The organism is Umezawaea sp., from assembly GCF_036375055.1.
Lineage (GTDB): Bacteria > Actinomycetota > Actinomycetes > Mycobacteriales > Pseudonocardiaceae > Umezawaea.
The window spans coordinates 37,460-60,142 of record NZ_DASUSQ010000082.1; the positions used below are offsets into that span (position 1 = coordinate 37,460).

The following is a 22,683-nucleotide window of genomic DNA, read 5'->3' on the forward strand; positions in this document are numbered from 1 at the left end:
CGGTCAACACCGGAGCAGGCTGAGTGCCCGCCGGCGCGGTCGACACCGGAGCCGGTGCGGTCGGCACCGGTGGTGTGGCGCCGGATTGCGGGCCGAATCCGGCTGGACCGCCGGACTTCGTCGCGTCGGTGGGTGCGGTCGACAGCGGTGGGGTGGTGCTCGGCTGTGAGGTGGTGCTCGGCTGTGGGGTGAGGCCGCCCAGGCCGCCGGACTTCGGCGGTGCCGGCGAGACCGGTGGCGTGGTCTCGGGCCTGGGCAGGGGGGTGCCCGGCTTGTCCACCGGGGCCTTGGAGATCGTGCCGTCGCCGGTTGGGCTGGTGGCCAGGTCGAAGGAGCCCTTCGACATGCCGGGCGCGGTGAACTTGCTGCTGCGGTCCGTCGGCTGGCCACCCGGTGCGGCAGCGCCCGCTCCGGGAGCCATCGGGGCGGCTCCCGGCTGGGCACCGGGCTGCGCGCTCGGCTGGGGAGCGGTGCTCGGTGCGGCGGAACCAGGAGTGGTCACGTCGGGTCGCGGGCCCGCTGCCGGAGGTGCGGCGGGTGCCTGCGGGCCCGCCGGAGTGGGCTGCGGGCTGGACGGCGTGCCAGCGGACTGCGAACCGGACAGCGGCGAACCAGCGGACTGCGAACCGGACAGCGGCGAACCGGTGGGCTGTGGGCCGAACGACGGCGTGCCGGTGGGCTTCGGTGTTTCGATGCCGCTGGTCCCGGAGGACACCGGTGGGGTGAAGGTCCCGGAAGTCACCGGTGGGGTGAGAGCGGGCTTGGCGCCGGGCGTGCCCACGGGTGCCTTGGAGATCGTGCCGTCACCGACCGGGCTCTTGGGCAGGTCGAACGCGCCCTTCGCCGCACCCGGCGCGGTGAACTTGCTGCTCCGGTCCGTCGACTGACCACCGGGCGACGCACCACCGCCAGGAGCCATCGGCGCACCACCCGGCTGGACGCCGGTGCTCGGCACCGCGGAACCGGGGGTCGGCACGGCGGAACCGGGGGTCGTCACGCCTGCCGACGCGGACGGGGGGACGGTCGGCTTCGGGATCGACGCACCGCCGGGAACGGACGACGCGGGCGCGCCCGAGCCGCCGACGGGTGCCTTGGAGATCGTGCCGTCACCGACCGGGGCCTTGGGCAGGTCGAACGCGCCCTTCGCCGCACCCGGCGCGGTGAACTTGCTGCTCCGGTCCGTCGACTGACCACCGGGCGACGCACCGCCACCGGGAGCCATCGGGGCCCCACCGACCTGACCGGTCTGGACACCGGGGTTCAACGCGCCGGAGACGTTCCTCGGCCCCCCACCGGCACCCGAGGTGGGCAGCGTCGCACTCCCGCCCGCACCGGGAACGGTGGGCGTCGCGCCGACCGGTCCCCCGCCGAACCCTCCGGGCTTGGCACCGGACGCGCTGTTCGCCCCACCGGGAATCGTCGGCGGCGCGCCAACGCCCCCACCACCGAGCCCGCCCTTGCCACCGGGAACGGAGGCCGAACCGCCGGGGATCGTCGGTGCGGCACCGACAGCACCGCCTCCGAGTCCACCGGCCTTGCCACCGGGAACGGTCGCCCCACCGCCGGGGATCGTCGGCGCCGCACCGACAGCACCGCCACCGAACCCACCGGGCTTGCCCCCCGGCACGCCACTCGCCCCACCGGGGATCGTCGGCGCCGCACCGACAGCACCGCCCCCGAGTCCACCGGCCTTGCCACCGGGAACGGTCGCACCGCCACCGGGGATCGTCGGTGCCTTGCCGACGACCGGACCTCCCGGACCTCCGGCGGTGCCGCGCGGACCCGAGCCCGCACCCGCACCGGGCACGGTCGGCGCGGACGACACCACCGGGCCGCCCGCCGGGCGCGTGGACGGGGGAGCGCCGCCGGGCCCGCCGGGGATGGTCGGCCTCTGCGAGACCTGTCCCCCGGCCTGCTTCGGCCCCGACGCGATGGCGTTCGACCCGCCCGGCACGGGCTTGAAGTTGTTGTTCGGGTCGATCTTCCGGAACGCGGACGCGTTGTTCGTGTCGGTGGAGACGGTCACCTGCTGGGTGGCCTTCAACCCCTGCTGGACGTCCCCGAACGCCTTCGAGCCCCGTTCGGCCTGTGCGACAGCGTTGTCATTGGAGTTGTTCAGCGCGGGCACCGCGAACAGGCCGATCGGCCCCAGCGCGCCCATGCCCAGGTTGAGCCCGCGCAGGCCGCTGGAGATGGAGCTGAGCCGGGACTGCATGTCGCCCGCCCGGCTCTGGAGGCCGCTCATCGTCGACTCGCTCTGGGAGAAGCCGGAGTTCCCCGTCGGTCCCGACCCGATCCCCGCGGGCGGCGGCGGGGGTGCGGGGTTCGTGGTGACCGACGGGGTGGCGTTCGGGTTGACGTTGGGACTACCCGAGTTGACAGCCATGACCGGTTCTCTCCAAGTGGTGCGCTGAGCGGCTGGCTGGTGGGCCTAGACCTGCACGGTGGGGCCGTTGACGTCCGTCTTGGACGGATCGCTCGCGCCGCCGAAGAACGCGTCGCCCTTGCCCGCGTCGGTGATGCTGGTGCCCGCGTTGACGTCCCTGGCGTGCTGCACCGGGTCCGCGGGCGCCTGGGTCGGCGCGGGCGTGCCGGACGAGTGGTTCTTCTGGTACTCGTCGTAGCTCGTCTTGGCGGCCTCGCCGGTGGTCTTGGCCTCCGCGGCCGCGGCCTCGACCTTCGCGCCCGCGGCGGTCGCGCTGTCGCTCGCCCGCTCGGCGGCCTTGATGTCGGCCTCCGACCCGGACTGGTAGGCCTTGGCGTTCGCCTCGGCCGCCTCGGCGTTCTTGGCCGCGAAGTCGACGTTCGCCCTCTCGTAGGACTCGTTCGCCGCCTTGGCCGCGTCGTTCTTGCCGCTGAGGTCGGTCTCCGCGGCGGTCTGCGCCGGGTTCGCCCCGCTCGGACCGGCCGGGTTGTTCGCCCGGTACTCGTCGTAGGCGGTCTTGGCGGCGTCCTCCGACGGCTTCGCGGCCTGCAACGCGTCGTAGCTCGACTTGGCCGCGTCGCTCACGTCGCGGCTCTCCTTGGCCGCGGCGTCCGCCGCGGAGGCCGCTTCGGCCCTGGCCGCGTCGGCCTCGACCTTCGCGGAGTCGTACTTGGCCTTGGCCGCGTCGTACTGGGCCTGGTCGCCGGTCGCGGCGGCGGCGTTGACCGCGTCGGCCGCCGAGCTGAGCTTGTCGTTGGCCGCGGAGTACTCGTCCGAGGCGCTGCCGAGCTTGTCGCCCGCGGCCTTGGCCTCGTCGGCCTGCTTGATCTCGTTGGCCTTGGCCTCCTCGTACTTCGCGGCGGCCTCCTTGGCCCTGTCGTTGGCCGCGGTGACCTTGTCGGTCTGCTTGTCGTCGTCGACGCCCTTCTTGATGGCGTCGTCCACGTCGTCGGAGGCCTTGTAGCCCTCGTAGCTGATCTCGGCCACGTCGGCGGCGTTGTCGAAGCGGTCCCAGCCCTTGCTGACCTTCGCCATCACGTCGTCGAGGTTGCCGATCTTGCCCACGAGCCTGCTCAGCGACGCCACCACGCGCGCGATGCGGGCGGCGATGTTGGTGCCGAGCGCGACGGCCTTGCCGACGGCGAAGCCGACGAAGGCGACGATGGAGGCGCCGAAGGTGATGACCGAGGTGGCCGCCGCGATGAGCGCCCCGCCGATCAGCGAGCCGAGGAGCTGGGAGATCAGGTCGCGGATGATGTCGCGCAGGACGGTGACCAGCATGCCGGTGATCCCGACGATCTTGGCCTTGGTCTCGACCGCGCTGGCCAGCTGGTCGAGCTCCGCGCCCATCTGGTCCATGCTGGCCTTGAAGGTCTCCGACGACTTGCCGGTCCAGCCGTCGAACGTGGCCAGGCCGCTGCGGTGGTCCTCGGCCAGCACGCGCAGCTCCACGGCCTTGGCCTTGGTCGCCTCGACGTTGGCCTGGATCTCCTCCGGGTTGCCCATCACCTGGTTGAGGGCGTCGCGCAGGAAGCTGACGTGCTCGATCAGCCAGCCGATGCCCGCGCCGATCAGCGACCCGAGGGGGTCCATGGCGAACATCACCATCGACGAGGCCGCGCCGATGGCGTTGAACGTGATGTCGAGGGCCTTCTCGGTCTCGGTCTCGGCGTCCTTGCTGATCGCGTCGATCATGCCGCCGAAGGCCTCGACGAACAGGGTGCCCTTGAGCTTGTTCTCCTCGGTGATGTGCATACCGGGAGGGGAGTCGATCGGCGTCTCGGCCATCGTCGCTTCCTACTTCCTGTCGAGACCGGAGCCGGTCACCACGGCTGGTTGTCGTCGTCCGCGTCGTCGGCCGCGGGGCGCGGCCTGCCGGGCGGGCGCACGGGCTGCGCGCCGGGTGCGGGCCGGTGGACCGGCGGTGGCGGCGCGACGGGCTCCTCGGCCTCGACCTCGACGTGGTTGATGTCCGCGTCCTCGTCCACCTCGGTCTCGTCGGCCGGGATCGCGTCGCTGACCATCGACATCGCCTCGGTGCCCTCGCCGAGGGGCTGGAAGACGCCGAGCACCTTCTCGGCGGCCTGGCGCTGGGCGAGGGAGGCCGTCTGGAGGATCGCCGCGGTCAGCTGGGCGGCGCTCATCTCCATCGCGCGGCGGCCGAGCTGGAGGTTCTGCAAGCCGCCGTTGGGGCCGACGGTGACGGTGACGGAGCCGTCCTTGCTCGTGACCGTCGCGTTGGAGGCGGTGAAGTTCTCCTGGAGGTCCTCGGACTTCTTCTTCAGGTCGGCCAGCCTGGCCTCGAACTCGTCCAACCATTGCTGGGGATTCACAAAAGCCTCCTGCGGCGGCACCGGTGCGCTGTCCTGATCGGCGACGAATTCACCGCTGGAGCGGCGACGGGGATGCTAGCCGAACGATCGTCCTGCTAGATGACGCGGTGACGTCCACCAGGTGCACGTGCCGACACCGCCGGAGGTTCACCGGGTCGCGTGCTCGCGGCCCGAAAGCGGGTGACGTTGTTCACCTCGGGAGACCGCCGGAGGACGAAGTGGACTCCGAACCCGGTGACTTTGTCCGGATAACGGTGGATCGACCCATTTCCACCTCTCGTCCACGACGGCGTCCCGCGGGCAGCCGACATTCCCGTTCCGGCTCCGCCACCACGGGAGTGAAGACGCTCGATTCGGGATTTCGCGACTTTCCCGCCGAATGTGGCTGGATGTACACCGAAAGGTGCCCGAAGACACGCGGGGTGTTCGCGAACGCATCCGGCCGCGGCGTCGACACGGCGCGGCGAGGCGCTCCGCTAGGGTTGTCCATGCCCGTGACGAACCCCTGGCTGGCCGGACCGGCTCCCACGAAGCGGCTGGACCACGACCGGTTGTCCGAACGGATCCTCAACCTGCTGTCGTCGCAGAACATGTGCGTGCTGGCCACGTCCGGCGTGGACGGTCCACTGGCGACACCCGTCCGCTACCACCACCTCGACTTCGCGCTGATGTTCACGGCGGCGGCCCGGTCGCCGAAGATGCGCAACATCGCCGCCGATCCCCGCGTGTCCGTCGGGGTGTTCGCGCCGCTGGTCGGGCAGGCCAGCAGTCGGGGCGCGCAGGTGTTCGGCCGGGCTCGGGTGCTCGAACCCGGCGACCCCGGCCACGAGCACCACTGGTCGGCGTTCCGGTGGCAGTCCGACCACGTCGAGCGGTCCCTGCCGCTCGACGAGCCGCCCACCGGGCCGCTGGTCGTGGTCGAGGCCGAGCGGATCGTCTACACCGAGCACTGGCTGCGGCGCGACGGGTACGCGCCCCGGCAGTTCTGGCGGCCCGCCGGGTGACTCGGGAGGAACGCTTCGGGCCTCGGGCAGGCGGATGCCCAGCCCGGAGAGCGCGGCCGGCACCACGCCGAGGGTGACCACCGACGTGAGGATCCCGTCGACCAGCCGGTGCGGCCTCGGGACACGACCAGCGAGTCGGTCGGCGAGACCCGCCGCCCGGAAACCGCGGGCCGCGTTGGGGTCCATGCCGCTGGTGGGTTCGTCGAGGACGAGCACCAGGGGATCGGCCACGAGCACCCGGCCGAGGTGGGCAGCAGGAGGGTGCTCGGCAGGGTGGTCTTGCCCGCGCCGTCGGGGCCGAGCAGGCCGAGGCCTCGCCCTCCCCGATCCGGAGGTCGATCCCGTCCAGGGCGGCGCGGTCGGGCCCGCGGCGCTGGGTGAACACCCGGCGCAGGGCGCTGACCTCGACGGCCGCCGCCTCAGACCACCGGGGTCGAGGTCGCGGCGGACCGCAGGTCCGCGCTCAGCTCGCGGGAGGCCTCCACGTCGGCGGCGGCCACCTCGACGCCGTCCAGCATGAGGAAGTCGCCGACGGGGGTGTGCACGAGGTCCCCACCGGGCGCGGGTCCGCCCGCGCGGTGGCGGACCCCGCCGCGGGCGTAGCCGTGGAGCAGCACGCCGAAGCGGACGTCGGCGGCGCTCGCCCAGCGACCGCCCGACCGGCTCGGACCGTCGGCGGCCCCCGCCCGGCGGCGGCGCTCCCGCTCCTCGTCCGCCAGGACGTCGAGGGACCCCCGGACGGCGACGCCGACCAGGTCCTCGGCCGAGGCGACGAGTTCCCGGAGTTCGGGGGCGAGGTGGAAGGCGCGGATCGAGTCCTCCGCCCCCCGCCCGACCAGCAGATCGGGGTGGGCGGCCAGCAGCACCGCGCAGTCCAGCGCGTGCTTGACGGTGAAGGGTCCCTGGCACCGCTCCTCCGCGACGGCGAACAGCTGGGCCATCGGCACCGACGCCGGGAACCCGACGCGCAGCGGGAGGCCCGCCTGGTCGCCCGCGTAGGCGAAGGTGCTGATCTCCACCTCGAGGTCGGACTCGCAGAGGGGGTCGTCGGACGGCCAGTCCAGGCCCACGAGGCAGTGCTCCGCACCGCCGTGCCCGATCAGCGTGAAGACCGAGGGGGTCGCGCCGAAGGTGTCGACCAGCCGCCGCGCGGCGGCCCACACCTCCTCCTCGGAGTCCACCACGAGGTCGAGGTCCCCGACCGGCCTGCGCAGGTGCGACGGGTAGAACTCCGCCAGGGCGGGTCCCTTGAGCACGACGGGATCGGCGACGGCGCGGACGGTCCGCAGGGCCTCGGCGTACACGTGGGCCCGACGCCGCTGGCGGTCCAGCAGCATCGCGGTGAGCGGGCCGGGGGCGTGCCCCTCGGCGACGGCCGCGCTGAGCACGAGCGGCGCCAACCGCTGGCCGAGGGCGCGGACCAGCCTGCGGACCGGTTCGTCGGGGGCGAGGTCCGCCGCCGCGTACAGGTGGTCGAGCCCGATCATCGGACCACGTCCTTCGACGAGAAGACGGTCAGGGGCACCGACAGGGAGTCCTCCAGGTGCCACGTGTCGTTCACCGCGGCGACCACGGCGCGGCCCCGGTCGAGGCCGATCCGGGTCACGCCGCTGAAGTCGAGGCGGAAGAGCGCGCGAGGGGGCCCGCCCAGCAGGGCGCACAGCACCTCGTTGACGACACCGCCGTGGGTGACCACGACCGTCCGGGCCCCGGCGGGGCAGCCGTGCAGGGCCGTGAGGACGCGCTCGCGGAAGTCGGTGCGCCGCTCGCCGCCCGGCCAGGCCCGCCAGTCGCCGTCCCGCCAGTGGCGCGCGTGCTCCTCGGGGTCGACGCCGGTCGGCCCGAACCCCTCCAGCTCCCCCTTGGAGAACTCCGCCCAGGCGGGGTCCCGGTCGGGACGTCGTCCGCAGGCCTCGGCGATCCGTTCGGCGGTGGCGGTCGCCCGGAGCAGGTGCGAGCTGCGCACGTGGTCCCAGGTGAACGCGGAGAGCCGGGCGGCCACGGCGTCGGCCTGCCGCCGCCCCTCCGGCGACAGCGGCGGGTCCCAGCGGCCGTCGGCCGACCGTCGGCCGTCGGCCGCGTCGTAGGCGGCGTGGCGCACGAGGCAGATCTCGGTGGGCACCTCAGCCACCTCCCCGACCGAAGTCGGCCCACGAGTAGTGGTGGGCGATCCGCCAGCCCGCACGCCCCAGCACCGCCAGCGTGCGCTCGGCGTGCGCCGGGTCGTCCGCGACGTGCACGACGTGGCCCATCAGCGGCGTGCCGGTCCTGGCGGCGTGGGCCTCGGCCGCGGCCACCAGCCGCCGGGAGGCCTCGCGGTCGGTCAGGGGGCGGACCAGCACGTCCAGCAGTTCGACGTACCGCGCGCCGGTGGGGTCGTCGGTCGTGTCGGTCAGCAGCGTCACGTGGCCGACGACGCGGGAGTCGCGCTCGGCGACGTAGGTGACGCGTGCTGGGTCGTCCACGACGGACTCGGCCGCGGCGGCGAGGGCGGCCGGGTCGGCGCGGTGCCCGTGCTGCCCGACGGCGCGGTCGAAGGCCTCGGCGAGCATGGACGTGATCGCGGCCCGGTCCCCCGGTGTCCCGGCCCGGACCAGCACGGGCCCGGTCTGAGCGGGTGGGGCGCCGGGCGGCGGGGGCTCGCGCACCACGTAGGTCAGGTACGGGACGAACGGCGACCCGAGCGGCCCGGCCGGAGCCTCGGTGCGCACCAGCGCCTCCTGGCAGTCGGGCCAGCGGTCGCGCAGGACGCCGAGCAGGACGGCCGGGTCGGGTCCATCCCCGCCGACGTGCTCCACGAGGCACCGCCTGCGCCCGGTCACCGGGTCCTCGACGGGGTCGGCGATGACGACGAGCCCGCCCGCGCGGTGCAGGAGTCCCGCTTCCTCGGCGGCGTCGAGGTACGCGCGGCGGGCCGTCATGCCCTCACCGCCACCGTCAGGGAGTCGGCGACGTGGGCCGCGGCGGCCCGCACCCCGTCGACCGCGACCCGCCGCAGCGCGTCGCGCTCGGCCTCCGGCGACCAGGGGTGGTCGCCGACGTCGCCGTGCAGGGCGATGTCGACGGCGAGCTGCCACGGGTCCTCGGCGTCGCGCAGGCACTGGCCGACGGCCTGCCGGACCGCGGTGGCGTGCTCGGCGGCCGTCGGGCCGGTGCGGGCGATCCGGCGCAGCAGGCCCTCGACGATGCCCACGGCCTTCGGGGCGTTCGCGGTCTCCACCCCCATCAGCACGCGCCAGGCACCGGCGTCGGAGTAGTGCGACGACCAGGCCTGGAACGCGTAGGCGAGCCCGGCCTCGTCGCGCAGTTCGCGGTACAGGGAGGACGCGGGGCTGGAGCCGAGCAGCGTGCCGAGCACGGTGTAGGCGGCCCGGTCGGGGTGGTGGGCCGGGACGGCCCGGCCGCCCACGGCGACCCAGGCGAAGTCCTCGTCCCTCGGCCACCGGGTGCCGTCGGGGTCCGCGGCGGCGCGGGGCGCGGGCGGACCCGGGGTGCGCGCCGTGCCCGCGGACACCAGGGCGTGCGCGGGGAGGGCGTCGCGGACCCGGTCCGGCTCGGCGCCGCCGACCACGATGACGCGGTGCCGGGGCAGGCCCTCGGCCCGCACGGACTCGGCGTCGGCCAGGCTGAAGCGCTCGACGTCGGCGAGGTCGCCCGCGACCGGCAGGCCGAGCGGGTGGGGTCCGAAGAGGTCGGCGAGGAAGGCGTCCTGCACCACGTCGGCGGCGTCGGCGCGGGCGGTGGCGATCTCCTGGGCGACGACGCCCTTCTCCCGTGCGAGGTCCGCCTCGGTGATCAGCGGGTTCTCGACGGCCCGCCAGAGCGCGGAGGCGACCCGCGGCGCGTCCTCGTTGTCCACCCGTGCGCAGTACAGCGTCAGCTCGTTGCCGGACGTGGCGTTGGCCGTGCCGCCGCGTTCCTCCACGAGGTCCGTCAGTGCCGTTCCGCTGCCGCGGGCCGACATGACGAGGTGCTCGAACAGGTGCGCCGCGCCTGCCCTGCCGGGCCGGTCGTCCCGGCTTCCCCTGGCCAGCGCCACGCACAGGGTGGTGGTCCGCAGCCACGGGCGGTGTTCCGTGAGGAGCGCGTCCGCGCCGCTCTCGCGCGTGCGGTGCAAGGGGATCAGTCCTCCCGCGGTCGGGTCGGGTGTTGTGACGGGGTTGCGCGTCGACAGGGGCCGACGCGCAACCCCGTCCGGCTGCTCCTAGGCAGCCTTCTTCACGACGAGCTTGGTGATGCGCGGACGAAGTCCGGCGGAGTGGTTGCGGGTCATGGCTGGCCTCCTTTCCCGGTGAGGGTGATCGCGAGCCGAGTGCCGCCTGCGCCGTTCCCCGGCCGCCCGGCCGCTCTCGACGACACCAAGCTAGCCAGACCCATGACACGAGTCAAGCCTCTAGTCATTCGAATTTGAGACCATGCTTGACTACATTCTTGACTCCAGTCACGATTGGTGGACGCACGCGCCTCCGAGCCAGAGATTGGGGATCCGTTGTCCACCGACGTCATTTCCTACTTCCACCAGAAGGCCGACAGGTACGACGAGGTGGACCAGCAGGTCTACTGGCGGCTGTCGGACGAGCTGCTGTGGCACACCCTCACCACCACCTACCTCGACGACCTGCCCGAGGACTTCACGTTCCTCGACGCGGGCGGCGGCACCGGGCGCTGGACCCGGCGCGTGCTGGACGCCTACCCGCGCTCCCGCGGCGTCCTGGTGGACCTCTCCCCCGACATGCTCGCGGTCGCCGAGACCAAGCGGACGGGCGACCGGGCCGACCGGCTCGAACTGGTCAGGGGCGACCTCGGCGACCTCCCCGAGCAGGTGCGCGGGCGGAGGTTCGACGTCATCTGGAACTTCCACAACGTCATCGGGTTCCTGCCCGACCCCGGCGCCGTCCTCACCTCGCTGGCGGGCCTGCTGTCGGACACCGGCGCGCTGGTGACGCTGGCACCCAACCGCTACCACGCCGTCTACTTCAACCTGGCCGTCGGCAGGCTGGAGGCCGCCCGCAGCGCCGCCACCACCGGCGTCTCCACGTTCACCGACGACATGCCGCCGCTGCGGCTGTTCAGCCCCGACGAGCTCATCGGCCTCTACGGCGCGGCGGGCTGCCGGGTGGACCTGCTCACCGGCTTCCCCAGCGCCGTCTACCCCTCGCGCCAGGAGACGCGGCTGGACGGGTCCAGTCCCGCCGTGGTCGAACTGCTCGGCGACCCGGAGGTCTTCGCCGACGTCCTGGCGATCGAGAAGAAGCTCGCCCTGGAGCCCGACCTCGCCGCCCGCGGCAACAACATCTTCATCGCCGGACGCCGGAGCGCGGCATGAGCACCCCCGACCCGCTCCACGTCTGCAACGTGGAGGTCGCGCTGTGGCGGGGGCGGCGGTGGCTCCTGATCCGCCGCGGCGGCGGGGAGCGCCACTCGGCGGGGCGGCTCGCGCTGGTCGGCGGCAAGGTCGAGCACGACGAGGCGCCGGGCGCCGTCCTGGAGAACGCGCTGCGCCGGGAGGCGGTCGAGGAGGTGGGCCTGGAGCCCGTCGGCGCGCCGCACTACGTGACGAGCGCGCACTTCACCCTCCCGAACGGCACCAGCGTCGTGAACGTCGTGTTCTGCGCCCCCGCTCCCGACGCCGAGCCCGTCGTCCGCGACGTGTCCGAGGTCGCCGGGTTCGCCTGGCTGACAGCGCGCGAGGTCGCGGAGTCCGACGCTCCCGAGTGGACGAAGGCGTACGTCGAACTGGCCGAGCGGATCCGCGGGCGGGTGACGTCCGACGGGGCCGCGGCGCCCGTCGCGGTGGGGGGTGCGGCCCGTGCCGGTGCGTGAGAAGCCGACGTTCAAGGACTTCCTCAACCTCGACGACCGCGTGCTGGGGCTCGTCGTCGACCGGTACGCCCTCCCCGAGGCCGACTGCTTCCTCCCGATCCTCCTCGACGGCGACCGCTGCACCCTCCTGGACGTCCGGTCGGACACCAGCAAGAAGGCGGTCCTGGAAGCCGGGGACCGGCGGTACTTCCTCAAGCAGGTCCCCTGGTACTGCGACGACCCGCGGCAGATCTCCGCGTCCACCCGGATCCAGGAGGCGCTGCGGCTGGCCGGTGTGCCGGTGGCGCGCCTGGTGCCCACCCGCGACGGCGACCTGTGGACCTCCTTCGGCGACGAGCACTTCGTCCTCTTCGACCACGTCAGCGGGCTGAGGTACCGGGCGCACCCGGAGCAGGTCAGGTCGGCCGCCCTGGTGCTGGCCCGGCTGCACACCGCCGCGGTGACCGACGCCGACGCGCCGCGCGAGACCGTGTTCACGCTCGCGGCCGACCACATCGCGTTGCTGCGCAAGGTGGTTCCGGACGCGGCCGACGCCGCCGCCGTCCTCGAGGAACTCCTCGCGCCGGTCGAGCGGCAGGCCGCCGCGGCCGGGTTCGCCGCGCTGCCCACCACGGCGGTGCACGGGGACTTCAACCCGTGGAACCTGCTGTTCACCGAGGACCACCGGGTCGCGGCCGTGGTGGACTTCGACAACTGCGACGTCCAGTCGCGCCTGCACGACGTCGCCGAGGCGCTGCTGACGTTCTGCGTCCTCGGCTACGCGGAGGACTCCACGAACTTCGCCGCGCACCAGCGGTCACCGGTCGACCGGGCCGCCGTGCGGAGGTTCCTCGACGCCTACGAGGAGGTCGCGCCCCTCTCCCCGGCCGAGCGGGAGTGCCTGCCGCACGCGCTGGGCGCGGTGTGGGTCGAGCTGACCTGCCTCGGCCTGCTGCGCGACGACCTCGACACCTCCCCCGCGTACCTCGACACGTGGGTCAGGACGTTCGCCCTGCTCACCGGGGCGACCGCGGTCGGGGAGCCACGATGACCGCGCTGCCCGCGGTCCGGGTCGTCCTGGTGTGCGGCGGCAAGGGCGGCGTCGGGAAGTCCACCGTGGCCGCCAACCTCGCCACCGCGTTCGCCGCCCGCGGCGTCCGCACCGGGCTGCTCGACGCGGACCTCCAGGGCCCGAGCCTGCCCGTGCTGTTCGGGGTCAGGGAGCGGCCCGCCGTGCGGCACGGGCGCATCCGCCCGGTGGTGCGCGGCGGCGTGCGGCTCATGTCGACCGGCCTGCTGGCCGACGCCTCGCGCGCGCTGGCCTGGAAGGGTCCGGTGCTGCGCGGCGCGCTCCGGCAGATGGTGCGCGACGTCGACTGGGGCGACGTCGAGACCCTGGTGGTCGACACTCCCCCCGGCACCGGCGAGATCCACATGGCGCTCGCCGACCTGCTCGACGTGGCGGCGGCCGTCGTCGTGACCACCCGGCAGAGGATGGCGCTGGAGGACACCCGCCGCTGCCTCGCGATGCTGACCCGCCTCGGCATCGCGGTCCCGGCGGTGGTCGAGAACATGGCGTACTTCCCGTGCCCGTGCTGCGGAGCCCGCACCGAGCCCTTCCCCGACTCCGGGCTGGCCGGAGCCCTGCTGGACGAGACCGGCGGCGCGGGCACGCGCCTGGTGGAACTCCCGCTGCTGCCCGCGATGGCGTCCGGGGCCGAGCGGGGCACCCCCTCCGCGCCCCTCGCCGGTGGCGCCGACCCCGCGGCGAGGGCGGCCTTCGCGGCGCTGCTCGACGCGCTGGACGGCGCCCACCGCACCGCGTCCTGAGCAGCGCCGCTCCGGAGCGACGAACCCAACCCAGTCCCGAAGGAAGGCAGTGTCGACATGAGCACCACAGCAGCCCCGATCCCGTTCACCGCCACCGCCCGCACCGGGCACGACCTGGAGACCACGCTGAGCAGCGCGTGGTTCCGGCTGATCACCAGGGTCAACGCCGAACTCGTCCACGCCACCGGGGACTTCTACCGGGCGCGCGACGTGGCCCCCGTGCTGATGCCGATCACCGTCAACTCGGTCTCCAGCCCCATGGGGCTCGGCAGCGACAGCCTGCCCGTGCGGATCGACCTGTTCGGCGACCCGACGTACCTGGCGGACTCCATGCAGTTCCAGCTGGAGTTCATGCTGCGCATGGGGTTGCGCGGCGCCTACTACATCATGCCGACGTTCCGGGGCGAGGACCCCGACAGCACCCACCTCAACCAGTTCTTCCACTCCGAGGCCGAGATCACCGGCGGCCTGGACGACGTCATGCGGCTGGTGGAGGACCACGTCACCACGCTGTGCTCGCGGCTGCTCGACTCCCCCGCCGCCGACGACGTCGCCGCGTTCGCCGGGGGCCTCGACCACGTGGTCGACATCGCGGGCCGCACCCGGTTCCCCGAGGTGACCTTCGAGGACGCGTGCGCCCTGGTCGACCCCGAGCACGTGGAGGACCGCGGCTCCGGCGTGCGGGCGATCACCAGGGCGGGTGAGCTCCAGCTGATCGAGCGGTTCGGCGGGGTCGTGTGGCTCAGCCGGATGCCCGCGAACTCCGTGCCGTTCTACCAGGCGGGTGGGGAGGACGGCACCGCGCTGTGCGCCGACCTGCTCCTCGGCCTGGGCGAGGTGGCGGGCTGCGGTGAGCGGCACACGACCCGCGCCGCCACCGAGCGGGCGATCGTCGGGCACGGCGTGGACCCCGCGAACTACGAGTGGTACCTGAGGATGAAGGAGCTGGCACCCCTGCGCACCGCGGGCTTCGGCCTCGGTCTGGAGCGGTTCCTGGCGTGGGTGCTGCGCCACGACGACATCCGCGACCTCCACCTCATGCCGCGCCTCAAGGGCGTGCCGACGTGGATGTGACCGCCCGCGCGGCCGTGACGCCGCCCCGGCTGCGCGCGGGCGACGAGGTCGCGCTGCTCTCGCTGTCGGGTCCGCTGGCGGCCCGCTGCCCCCGGCGGCTCGCCCGCGCGGAGCGGGAACTCCGCGAGCGGGGCCTGGTCCCCCGGACCGATCCGACGGTCCTGCTCGACTCCGGGAGCACCGCGGGTCCGGCGCGGGTGCGGGCCGAGCGCTTCACCGCCGCGGTGCGCGACCCCGCCGTGCGGGCGGTGTTCTCGACCGTCGGCGGCGTCGGCACCAGGGACGTGCTGCCGCACCTGGACCCGACCGTGCTGGCGGCCTCGCCCACGTCGGTGGTCGGCTACAGCGACACCACCTCGCTGCTGCTGTGGCTCTACCACCGCCTCGGCTGGACGACCTACTACGGACCGGCCGCGCTGCCGCAGTTCGGGGAGCACGGCGGAACCCTCGACTTCACCTGGGACTCCGCGTGGGCGCGTCTGTCCGATGAGGACGGTGACCGCGCACTGCCGTCCACCGACGACGTCGTGGTGGAGACGCTGCCCTGGGACTCCCACGACGACCGGCCGCGCGCCGTCGGCGGCCCGGCCCCGCGCACGGCGTGGGTCCCCGGCCTGGCCACCGGTCCGCTGGTGGCCGCGAACGTCGCCACCCTCGCCGACGACCTGCGGGCAGGCCTGCACGCGGGCGTCCGGTGGGACGGCCACGTGGTGTGCCTGGAGGAGTCGGACTCCGCGTCGGCGGACGGGGTGCGCGACGCGGTGGCGGTGCTGGCGGACAGCGGCCTGCTCGACGGCGCCGCCGCGCTCCTCGTCGGCCGCTTCGCCCAGGACCACCGGCGCGAGTGGACGCCGGGACTGAGCCGCCGACTGCTGGAACCGCTGGTGCGCCGGTGTTCCGGGCCCGTCGTGGCCGACTGCGAGTTCGGCCACACCGATCCCGTGCTGACCCTGCCGATCGGCGCCGTGGCGGAGGTCCGCGCGCCCGTGCCCGGCCGGGGCGCACCCGAGGTCCTCCTCGTGCCACCGGGGAACGGGAGGCCGGGATGACGTCGCTGGCCGAGATCACCACGTGGGTCGCCGAGCGGTTGGGCCCGACCTCGACGCCCGTCCTGCTGTCCACCTCGAACAGCCGGGTGTGGCGGGTGCACGACGCGAACGGGGGCGGGTTCGCCGTCAAGCACCTGCTCGACGGCTCCAGCCAGCCGGGTGCCGAGCGCGCGGTGCGGCGCTACCTGGCGGAGCGGGGGAGCCGTCGCGCCCTGCCCGTGCTCGCCCTGTCGCGCAACCCCGACGGCACGCACCTCGTCCTGGCCGAGTACGTGGAGGGACCGCTGCTCGCCGAGGCGTTCGGCGGACCGGGACCGGTCGCCGAGTGGGCCGGGCAGCTCGCCGACCTGCTGGACGACGTCGCCGGGATCGCGGTCACCGGCTTCGGCAGGCTCTCCGACGACCTGCGGGCGCCGTGGCCGACGTGGTCGTCGTTCCTCCTGGACTACCTGGAGGAGCAGCGCCGCAAGGCTCCCGCCCTCGCCCGCGCCCGCCACGCCGCGCTCCACACCGTCCTGACGGCGGCGGCACCGCTGCTGGACGCCGCCGCGCCCGTGCCGCGGCTCGTGGCCGCGGACGTCAACAACCGCAACTTCGTGATCGGCGCCGACGGGCTCGTGTGCGTGAACCTCCCGGTGCTGTGGGGCGGGGATCCCGCCGCCGCGCACGGCCAGTCCCTCCTGCACTGGGCGGGCACCGGGGGCGAGGCCGTCCTGGCCCGCCGCAGCGGCGCGCCCCGGTGGCGGCTGCACCTGTACGCCGCGTTCCACGCCTACGTCGTGCTCGCGTACGCCGAGCGCTTCAGCCCCGAGCCGCTGCACGCCGTGGCCCCCTGGGGTCGCACGACGCCGCTGCTCGACCTCCTCGACCGGCACCTGGCGGCGGTCGACCCGCCGCGCTCGTCAGCGAAGGACGTGTCGCCGTGACGATCCTCCCGTGCGTCCGCACCACCTCCGTCGTCTCCTCGTCGACCGGTCGGCACCACGTCGACGTGACGTGCGACGAGGCGACCCTCTCGGACCTCCTCCGCCTCGCGGAGCCGTTCCTCGCCGTCACCCCGGCCGGGGACCGCGACGGCCGCCCGCGCCCCGCGGTGCTCGCCCTCACCGCCGCCCCGGAGGGCCGGGGCTGGACGCGGGTCGCCTACTCCTCCCCCTACGAGCCCGACCGGGTGCTGTGGGCGCACCGGTCCAGCCGGACGGTCGCCGTCTGCGGCGATCCGTCCCCGTGGCGGACCCAGCAGCTCCTCCGGTGCGTCCGCAACCTGCTGCGCTGGGAGCACTTCGCCGACGGCGAGCTGTTCCTGCACGGCGGGCTCGTCCAGGTCGGCGGTCGCGGCATCGCCTTCGTCGGCGGGAAGAGGTCGGGCAAGACGTCGAGCATCCTGAGCGCGCTGCTGCACGGCGGGGCGGACTTCGTGTCGAACGACGACCTGGTCGTCAGCGACGGCGACGGACCGGGGTTGCGCGGGCTCGGCTTCCCCCGCAGCGTCAACGTGCGCACGGACTCCCTCCTGGCGCTCGCGGAGGGGTGGCCCGCCCTGCGCGGCCTGCTGCGCGGCGCCACCCACCCCGCCAACAGCTTCCCCGGCCTGCACCACGAGCAGCGGACCGCCGTCGGGCCGGACCCGTCCGTGCCGCCCATGGTGTGGGTGCGGTGCCAGGAGCTGGCCGAGGTCACCGGCAGTCGGCTGCTCGCCTCGGGGACGCTCGACGCGGTCGTCTTCCCGGCCTTCGTCGACTCCGCCGACGGGCAGGCGGTCCGGCGGCTGTCGCCCGCCGAGGCGCGGACGGCGCTCGCCGACCACTCCGAGAGGGCCGCGCTGTCCTACGACCCGTTCCTCGCCGACTGGTACCCGGACAGCAGGACCGACCGCAGGGCCGCGATCACCGACACCCTGGTCAGCTCCGTCCCGTGCTACCGGCTCACCCAGGACATGCACCACCTGGGAGCGGCCACCGAGGCACTGCTCGACACCGTCCTGGACGGCGAGCGTGTCACCACCGGCCATGACCACAGTCAGGATCCAGCTTGACAGCAGGGGAACTCCGGTCACAATACTGGGGCGGGGAGGCCGAGGCGCGGAGGAGAACCGGATGTCGACGACGGAGTCGGTGGGCGCGCGGATCCGGCGGCTCCGCCGCGCGGCCGGGATGTCGCAGGAGGCCCTGGCGCGGCCCGAGCTGTCGGCGAGCTACGTCTCGCTGCTGGAGTCGGACAAGCGGGTCCCCTCCGGTGACGTCCTCGCCCAACTGGCTCAGCGGCTCGGCCGGACCCCCGGCTACCTGCTCAACGGCGTCGACGAGCCCGACCACACCGACCTGGAGATCGAACTCCGGTACGCCGAACTCACCCTGCGCAACGGCGACGCCGAGACCGCCCTGGACGGCTACGAGAAGGTGCGGGCGACGCTGTCCCCCTCCGAGCACCGGTCGCTGTGGACCTCCGCGACGCTCGGCGTGGCCCAGTGCCTGGAGCACACGGGCAGGCTGGAGGAGGCCACGGCCCTGCTGGAGGAACTGCGGCAGGGCGCGATCACCGAGGAGCCGGGCCTGGACCAGCGCTTGGCCCTGGTGATGTCGCTGTGCCGCTGCTACCGCGAACTGGGCGACCTCTCGCACGCCGTCGAGGTCGCCGAGGGCACCATCGCCGAACTGGAGGAGCTGGACCTGCCGCCCACCACGGCGTCCGTGGAACTGCTGTCCACCCTGATCGGCATCTACGCCGAACGCGGTGACCTGAACCGGGCGGGGTACCTCGCCTCCCGAGCGGTCGAGCAGGCGCGGCTGATCAGCGACCGCAAGGCGCTGGGCGCCGCCTACTGGAACGCCAGCGTGGTGCTGCAACGCCGCGGCCGGTCGGACGAGGCGCTCTCGATGATCACGAAAGCCGTGGCGATCTACTCCGAGGGCGACAACGAGCGCGCGCTGGCCCGCATCCGCAACGCCTACGCCAGCGTCCTGCTCCAGTCCGACCCCGGAGACCAGGAGGTCGAGACCGCGAGATCGCTCCTGGAGCAGAGCGTCAGCGTGCTGACCGAACTGGGCAGCAGCATCGACGTCGCGCACGCCGAGACCGCGCTCGCCCGCGCGAACGTGATGCTGGGCGACAGCGGGAGCGCCGTCCTGCACGCCTCGCGGGCACTCGACGTCCTCGGCCCCGAGCACCGCCTGGAGAGCGCTCGGGCCCACCTCGTCCTCGCCGCGGCCCACCTGCGCCAAGGGGATCGCGCCGGCGCCCAGGCCGCGTGCGAGCGCGGAGCACTGCTGCTGGAGGCCTCGGAGGCCACCCGGCAGGCGGCGTTCGCGTGGTCGGAGCTGGCCGAGATCCTGGAGGAGAGCGGGGAGAGCGAACGCGCCGTGCAGGCCTACCGCCACAGCATGAGGCTGATGGGGCACCGGAGCCGCCTCACCGCCGGGACGCTCCGCCCGTCCGCCGCGAACGGCTGAGCCTGCCCCTCGGGGTCGACGTCGCCGACGTGCGTGGCGGTCGATCCCGGCGCGCCCGCCTCACCTCCGGGTCACGGAGGTGTCAGCAGCACAGCGGTGTCTCGCGGTGGCTCGGCGCCCCCGCGGTCGACGTGCCGCCCGCCCCGCCGTCCGGCAGGTGCGTCGCGTCGTCGACGCCCACCGCCACCACGACCGCCAGCAGCAGCGCGGACACCACGCCCCGCTGGACCTTCTCCCTCCGCGCACCGCTCGGCACGAGACGACCGGGGTCGCACTCGACCTGCCCGACCGCGAACAGCGACCGGGGATCGGCGTGTCTCACCAGCACCATGGGACATCCTCTCGGGTTCCGGGACCGAGACCACCGAGGCCGCTCCAGCACCCGGTGGCCCGCCGGCGGCCGTCGGCCGCCTGGAACCACCGTGCTACCGGCCGTTCCTGCCCCGTTCCCGTGCCGTTCCCCGGACCGGCACCACCGTCCCACTTGGCCACCGGGGGCCGGGCGAGCCTCGCGGGGCGACGACGTCCACCGTGGACGGACCCCGGTCAGTGCCCAGGGCGATGCCGATGCCCGTCCGCGCCAGGGGAGCTGGTTGCCGACGCGGTGCTCCACCGCCGCCGCGCCCCTGGCCGACAGGCGCTCGACGACCACGGCCATCGTGACCGAGCCGCGACGCGGTGCTCCTGGGCGGGCCCACCCGCGCCGCGAGCGCGTGGAGCGGCGACGCCTCCCCGAAGGCGGCCAGGGCCCGTTCGAGGCCCAGTTCGCCGTGTGCGGGCCGCCCTGGGCGACGGACCGGTACCGGCGTTCCGCTCATCGGAACCGCCGATGCGCGTCAGGCTGGCTCGTCCGTCGACCACGAGTCGATGCCCGACGCGGTGCACGTGGTGCACCAGGTCGACCCGGCCCGGTACGCCACGACCCTCGTCCAGTGGGCGGTCACGCCGCCCGCGTGACCACGTCCCCGTTCCCCAGCCGGGAGGTGGGTGCGCGGGCACCGCTGCTGGCCGAGATTATTTTCAGTTCACACTGAAATTATCGATCAGGGTGATGTCGACCAGCTCCTCCCTCCCGAGAGAGCGCTCTCTCAGAACGTCGATCTGCGCTACAGTGCTGTCACCCTCAGTGCTGTCGCCTCGACGACGAGGTCATGTGGAGTGGCGGGAGGTGGTAGGCGCGTGACTCTCCCCGCCAACCGGGTCGTGGCCGCGGCCGCGCTCGGCCGCGCCGTGCTGCTCGGTCGGGCCGCGCTCACCCTGACGGCCGCGGGCGTCGGGCTGCGGGTGCTCCCCGATCCGCGGACGGCGCTCGCCGTGCTCGTCGTGGTGCTGGTCAGCACGGCCGCGGGGCTCGTGGTCCTCGCCCGCCGCCCCGAGGTGGTGCGGCACCCGGTTCCCGTGGTCCTGGTGGACTCGGTCGTGGTGCTGGGGGTCCTGGTCGCCTCCCGCGGCGGCGTGCCCTTCTTCTGCTTCGCGGCAGGGGCGTGCGCGCTCGGCGGGGTGGTGCTCGGCGTGCGCGGGCTGGTGCTCTGGGTGCCGCACGCCGCGCTCGGCTACGCCGTGGCCGGTCACCTGCTGCTCACCGGCCCCCCGAACCCGCACCTCGCCGTGTTCGCGCTGGCCTTCCCGCCGGTGGACGTCCTCGCCGGGATCGCCGCCGCGGTCGCCACCGGCGCGCTCGGGCGGTACGTCGACCTCTCCGTGGACGTCGTCGCCTCGGCCCAGCGCTCGGCCGCCGCCTCGGAACGCGCCCGCCTCGCGCGCGAACTGCACGACTCGGTCAGCAAGACCCTGCGCGGCGTCTCGTTCGCCGCTCTCGCGCTGCCGACCTCGCTGCGCAGGCACCCCGAACTCGCCGAGCAGCTCGCGAGCACGGTGTCCAGGGGAGCCGTCGCGGCAGCCCGTGAGGCGCGGGAGCTGCTGACCGGGCTCCGGCTGGACGCCCCCGACCAGGACTTCGCCGCCACGCTGCGGCGGATCTGCGAGCACCGCGGCGAGTCGTCCGGGGTCGCGGTGCACCTCACCGCCGCACCGGTCGACCCACCGGCCGACGTGCGCTACGAGCTGAGCCGCATCCTCGACGAGGCCCTGCGCAACGCCGTGCGGCACGGCCGCCCCGAGCGGATCACGGTCACCCTCACCCACACCGACCGGCTCCGCCTGCGCGTGCACGACGACGGCGACGGCTTCCGCGTGCCCGGCGACCTCTCCGCCCTCACCGCCGGGAACCACTACGGCATCGTGGGCATGGCGGAACGCGCTCGCCACGCGGGCGGCGCGCTGGACGTGACGTCGAGGCCCGGTCGCGGCACGACGGTCGAGGTGTCGGTGCCCGTCGACGGTCCGGTTCGGCTGGCGTCGTGATCGACGTCCTGGTCGTGGACGACAACCCGATCGTGCGAGCCGCGCTGCGCGGCTTCCTCGACGGCACCGGGTCCACGCGGGTCGTGGCCGAGGCCGGGGACGGGCGGCAGGCGGTGGCCAGCGCGCGACGGCTGCGCCCCGCCGTGACCCTGTTGGACCACCGGATGCCCGTCGCGGACGGGCTGTCGGTGCTCGGTGAGCTGCGCCGGTGCACCTCGGTGCTCGTGCTGACCAGCGACGCGGACCCCGACCTGGTGGGCGGGATGCTGCGCGGTGGCGCGCGCGGTTACCTGGTGCACGGCGAGTTCGACCCCGACGAGCTGCTCCGGGCCGTGCTCGCGGTCGCGCGCGGCCAGAGCTGGCTGTCCGCTCCGGCGGCGGCCGTCGCCGTGGCGGCCGTGCGCGAGCAGGCCGACCGGGAACGGGCGCGGCACGACCAGCTGGAGCGGCAGCGGCAGCACCGGATCCGGTGGGGGCTGACGAGGCGCGAGGAGGACGTCCTGGGACTGGTGGCGGAGGGGCTGTCCAACGCGGCCATCGCCCGCAGGCTGGTGCTCACCGAGAAGACGGTGAAGAACCACCTGCACCACGCGTTCACCAAACTGCGGGTGGGCAACCGCACCGAGGCCGTCCTGCGCTGGACGAGCAGGCGGTAGCGGGTGGACCGGAAGAGCGGCGGGGACGGCCGGGTGGTGCTGCGGCGTCTGGGGTGGACGGTGCTCGCCGTCGGGGTCGCGGCGACGGCGGTGCTCGTGCCGCCGCTGGTCGTGCCGTCCCCGCCGCCCGCGCCGACGACGTCGCCACCGCAGGCCGCCGCTCCCCCCTCCGCCGCTCCCCCGTCCGCCGCCACGCCCCCGTCCACCGTCACCTCGTCCGTCGTCATCACCAGGGTCGTGGTCCCCCCACCCGTCGTCACGCCGTCGGAGGCCGCTCCCCCACCACCCGTCGGGGCGACGTCCTCGCGGCCCGCCGCGTTCCCGAGCATCACCGTGCACGCGGCCGACCCGGCCAACCTCCGCAGCGGCGCCCGCGTCATCGAGTGCGCGAGCTGCCGCGGTGGCAGCCGGGTCGGCTACATCGGCGGTCCGAACGTCCTCGCCGTCCGCGTCGCCGGGGTGCCCGCGGCGGGCACCCGCACCCTGACGATCGTCTACGAGACGGAGGAACCGCGGACGCTCATGGTCGCGGTGAACGACGGCACCGCGCAGAGCAGGCGGCTCACCGGCGCGGCGAGCCTGCTGATCCCGGCGACCACGTCGGTCGAGGTGTTCGTGCCCGCCGGGGACAGCTGGATCAGGTTCTTCAACGACACCGGCTCGGCGCCGGACGTCAACGAGATCGTGCTGAGCTGAC

23 protein-coding genes are annotated in these 22,683 nt (G+C 74.2%); 16 read left to right on the top strand and 7 right to left on the bottom strand.

All coding sequences use genetic code 11. The annotated features are described in order from the left end of the window. Positions 1–188 precede the first annotated feature (188 nt). The 3 genes from VFZ92_RS22005 to VFZ92_RS22015 all read left to right on the top strand — a co-directional run bounded on the left by VFZ92_RS22005 (position 189) and on the right by VFZ92_RS22015 (position 2,414). Positions 189–887: a hypothetical protein gene (locus VFZ92_RS22005; protein WP_330877888.1), complete on the top strand. Its 699-nt coding sequence runs from the start codon at positions 189–191 to the stop codon at positions 885–887. Positions 888–944: 57 nt separating this feature from the next. Beyond that, the gene (locus VFZ92_RS22010) at positions 945–1,190 is read left to right on the top strand and encodes a hypothetical protein (protein WP_330877889.1); all 246 of its coding nucleotides are present in this window, start codon (positions 945–947) and stop codon (positions 1,188–1,190) included. Between the two features lie 579 nt (positions 1,191–1,769). Next, positions 1,770–2,414 carry a hypothetical protein gene (locus VFZ92_RS22015; RefSeq protein WP_330877890.1) on the top strand — a complete coding sequence of 215 codons (645 nt, stop codon included), beginning with the start codon at positions 1,770–1,772 and terminating at the stop codon, positions 2,412–2,414. 17 nt (positions 2,415–2,431) lie between these two features. Here the strand turns inward: VFZ92_RS22015 and VFZ92_RS22020 are convergent, their stop codons facing one another. Both VFZ92_RS22020 and VFZ92_RS22025 read right to left on the bottom strand, forming a co-directional pair. Continuing rightward, positions 2,432–4,213 carry a hypothetical protein gene (locus VFZ92_RS22020; RefSeq protein WP_330877891.1) on the bottom strand — a complete coding sequence of 594 codons (1,782 nt, stop codon included), beginning with the start codon at positions 4,211–4,213 and terminating at the stop codon, positions 2,432–2,434. A gap of 35 nt (positions 4,214–4,248) precedes the next feature. Then, positions 4,249–4,758, bottom strand: coding sequence for a YbaB/EbfC family nucleoid-associated protein (locus VFZ92_RS22025; RefSeq protein ID WP_330877892.1), 510 nt, complete (start codon positions 4,756–4,758; stop codon positions 4,249–4,251). A gap of 494 nt (positions 4,759–5,252) precedes the next feature. On the opposite strand from VFZ92_RS22025, the gene VFZ92_RS22030 reads away from it, so the two are divergent. Further along, complete coding sequence (locus VFZ92_RS22030; protein ID WP_330877893.1) at positions 5,253–5,762, top strand: pyridoxamine 5'-phosphate oxidase family protein; 510 nt, start codon at positions 5,253–5,255, stop codon at positions 5,760–5,762. A 419-nt stretch (positions 5,763–6,181) separates the two neighbouring features. Here VFZ92_RS22030 and VFZ92_RS22035 read toward each other — a convergent pair whose 3' ends face one another. The 4 genes from VFZ92_RS22035 to VFZ92_RS22050 are packed head-to-tail and all read right to left on the bottom strand — an operon-like array spanning position 6,182 to position 9,879. Next, the gene (locus tag VFZ92_RS22035) at positions 6,182–7,249 is read right to left on the bottom strand and encodes a hypothetical protein (protein WP_330877894.1); all 1,068 of its coding nucleotides are present in this window, start codon (positions 7,247–7,249) and stop codon (positions 6,182–6,184) included. Continuing rightward, positions 7,246–7,884: a histidine phosphatase family protein gene (locus tag VFZ92_RS22040; protein WP_330877895.1), complete on the bottom strand. Its 639-nt coding sequence runs from the start codon at positions 7,882–7,884 to the stop codon at positions 7,246–7,248. Before VFZ92_RS22040 ends, VFZ92_RS22035 begins: the two co-directional genes overlap by 4 nt. A 1-nt stretch (position 7,885) precedes the next feature. After that, the gene (locus VFZ92_RS22045) at positions 7,886–8,683 is read right to left on the bottom strand and encodes a hypothetical protein (RefSeq protein WP_330877896.1); all 798 of its coding nucleotides are present in this window, start codon (positions 8,681–8,683) and stop codon (positions 7,886–7,888) included. Further along, on the bottom strand, positions 8,680–9,879 hold the full coding sequence (locus tag VFZ92_RS22050) for a pitrilysin family protein (protein ID WP_330877897.1): 1,200 nt from the start codon (positions 9,877–9,879) through the stop codon (positions 8,680–8,682). The genes VFZ92_RS22045 and VFZ92_RS22050 overlap by 4 nt, the downstream gene beginning before the upstream one ends. Before the next feature lie 372 nt (positions 9,880–10,251). Here VFZ92_RS22050 and VFZ92_RS22055 point away from each other — a divergent pair, with 372 nt between their 5' ends. From VFZ92_RS22055 to VFZ92_RS22095, 9 genes are all read left to right on the top strand, one after another. Further along, positions 10,252–11,088, top strand: a complete 837-nt coding sequence (locus VFZ92_RS22055; protein WP_330877898.1) for a class I SAM-dependent methyltransferase — start codon at positions 10,252–10,254, stop codon at positions 11,086–11,088. Then, positions 11,085–11,585, top strand: coding sequence for an NUDIX hydrolase (locus tag VFZ92_RS22060; protein WP_330877899.1), 501 nt, complete (start codon positions 11,085–11,087; stop codon positions 11,583–11,585). The genes VFZ92_RS22055 and VFZ92_RS22060 overlap by 4 nt, the downstream gene beginning before the upstream one ends. After that, positions 11,572–12,615, top strand: a complete 1,044-nt coding sequence (locus tag VFZ92_RS22065; RefSeq protein ID WP_330877900.1) for a phosphotransferase — start codon at positions 11,572–11,574, stop codon at positions 12,613–12,615. The genes VFZ92_RS22060 and VFZ92_RS22065 overlap by 14 nt, the downstream gene beginning before the upstream one ends. Then, positions 12,612–13,394 (top strand): Mrp/NBP35 family ATP-binding protein, encoded by a 783-nt coding sequence (locus VFZ92_RS22070; RefSeq protein ID WP_330877901.1) that lies wholly within the window; start codon positions 12,612–12,614, stop codon positions 13,392–13,394. Before VFZ92_RS22065 ends, VFZ92_RS22070 begins: the two co-directional genes overlap by 4 nt. A 57-nt stretch (positions 13,395–13,451) precedes the next feature. After that, entirely contained in the window at positions 13,452–14,468 is a 1,017-nt protein-coding gene (locus VFZ92_RS22075; RefSeq protein ID WP_330877902.1) for an asparagine synthetase A, read from the top strand. Continuing rightward, positions 14,459–15,517 carry a S66 peptidase family protein gene (locus VFZ92_RS22080; protein WP_330877903.1) on the top strand — a complete coding sequence of 353 codons (1,059 nt, stop codon included), beginning with the start codon at positions 14,459–14,461 and terminating at the stop codon, positions 15,515–15,517. Before VFZ92_RS22075 ends, VFZ92_RS22080 begins: the two co-directional genes overlap by 10 nt. After that, a complete protein-coding gene (locus VFZ92_RS22085; RefSeq protein WP_330877904.1) occupies positions 15,514–16,443 on the top strand; it encodes a hypothetical protein in 930 nt (309 codons plus the stop codon). The genes VFZ92_RS22080 and VFZ92_RS22085 overlap by 4 nt, the downstream gene beginning before the upstream one ends. Beyond that, a complete protein-coding gene (locus tag VFZ92_RS22090; protein ID WP_330877905.1) occupies positions 16,440–17,552 on the top strand; it encodes a hypothetical protein in 1,113 nt (370 codons plus the stop codon). The genes VFZ92_RS22085 and VFZ92_RS22090 overlap by 4 nt, the downstream gene beginning before the upstream one ends. Before the next feature lie 61 nt (positions 17,553–17,613). Beyond that, positions 17,614–18,966, top strand: a complete 1,353-nt coding sequence (locus VFZ92_RS22095) for a helix-turn-helix domain-containing protein (protein ID WP_330877906.1) — start codon at positions 17,614–17,616, stop codon at positions 18,964–18,966. An 82-nt stretch (positions 18,967–19,048) separates the two neighbouring features. Here the strand turns inward: VFZ92_RS22095 and VFZ92_RS22100 are convergent, their stop codons facing one another. Beyond that, entirely contained in the window at positions 19,049–19,297 is a 249-nt protein-coding gene (locus VFZ92_RS22100; protein WP_330877907.1) for a hypothetical protein, read from the bottom strand. Between the two features lie 848 nt (positions 19,298–20,145). Here VFZ92_RS22100 and VFZ92_RS22105 point away from each other — a divergent pair. The 3 genes from VFZ92_RS22105 to VFZ92_RS22115 are packed head-to-tail and all read left to right on the top strand — an operon-like array spanning position 20,146 to position 22,682. Continuing rightward, complete coding sequence (locus VFZ92_RS22105; RefSeq protein WP_330877908.1) at positions 20,146–21,330, top strand: sensor histidine kinase; 1,185 nt, start codon at positions 20,146–20,148, stop codon at positions 21,328–21,330. Next, positions 21,327–21,986, top strand: a complete 660-nt coding sequence (locus VFZ92_RS22110) for a response regulator transcription factor (RefSeq protein WP_330877909.1) — start codon at positions 21,327–21,329, stop codon at positions 21,984–21,986. Before VFZ92_RS22105 ends, VFZ92_RS22110 begins: the two co-directional genes overlap by 4 nt. Before the next feature lie 3 nt (positions 21,987–21,989). Next, positions 21,990–22,682, top strand: a complete 693-nt coding sequence (locus VFZ92_RS22115) for a hypothetical protein (RefSeq protein WP_330877910.1) — start codon at positions 21,990–21,992, stop codon at positions 22,680–22,682. Position 22,683: the final 1 nt, after the last annotated feature.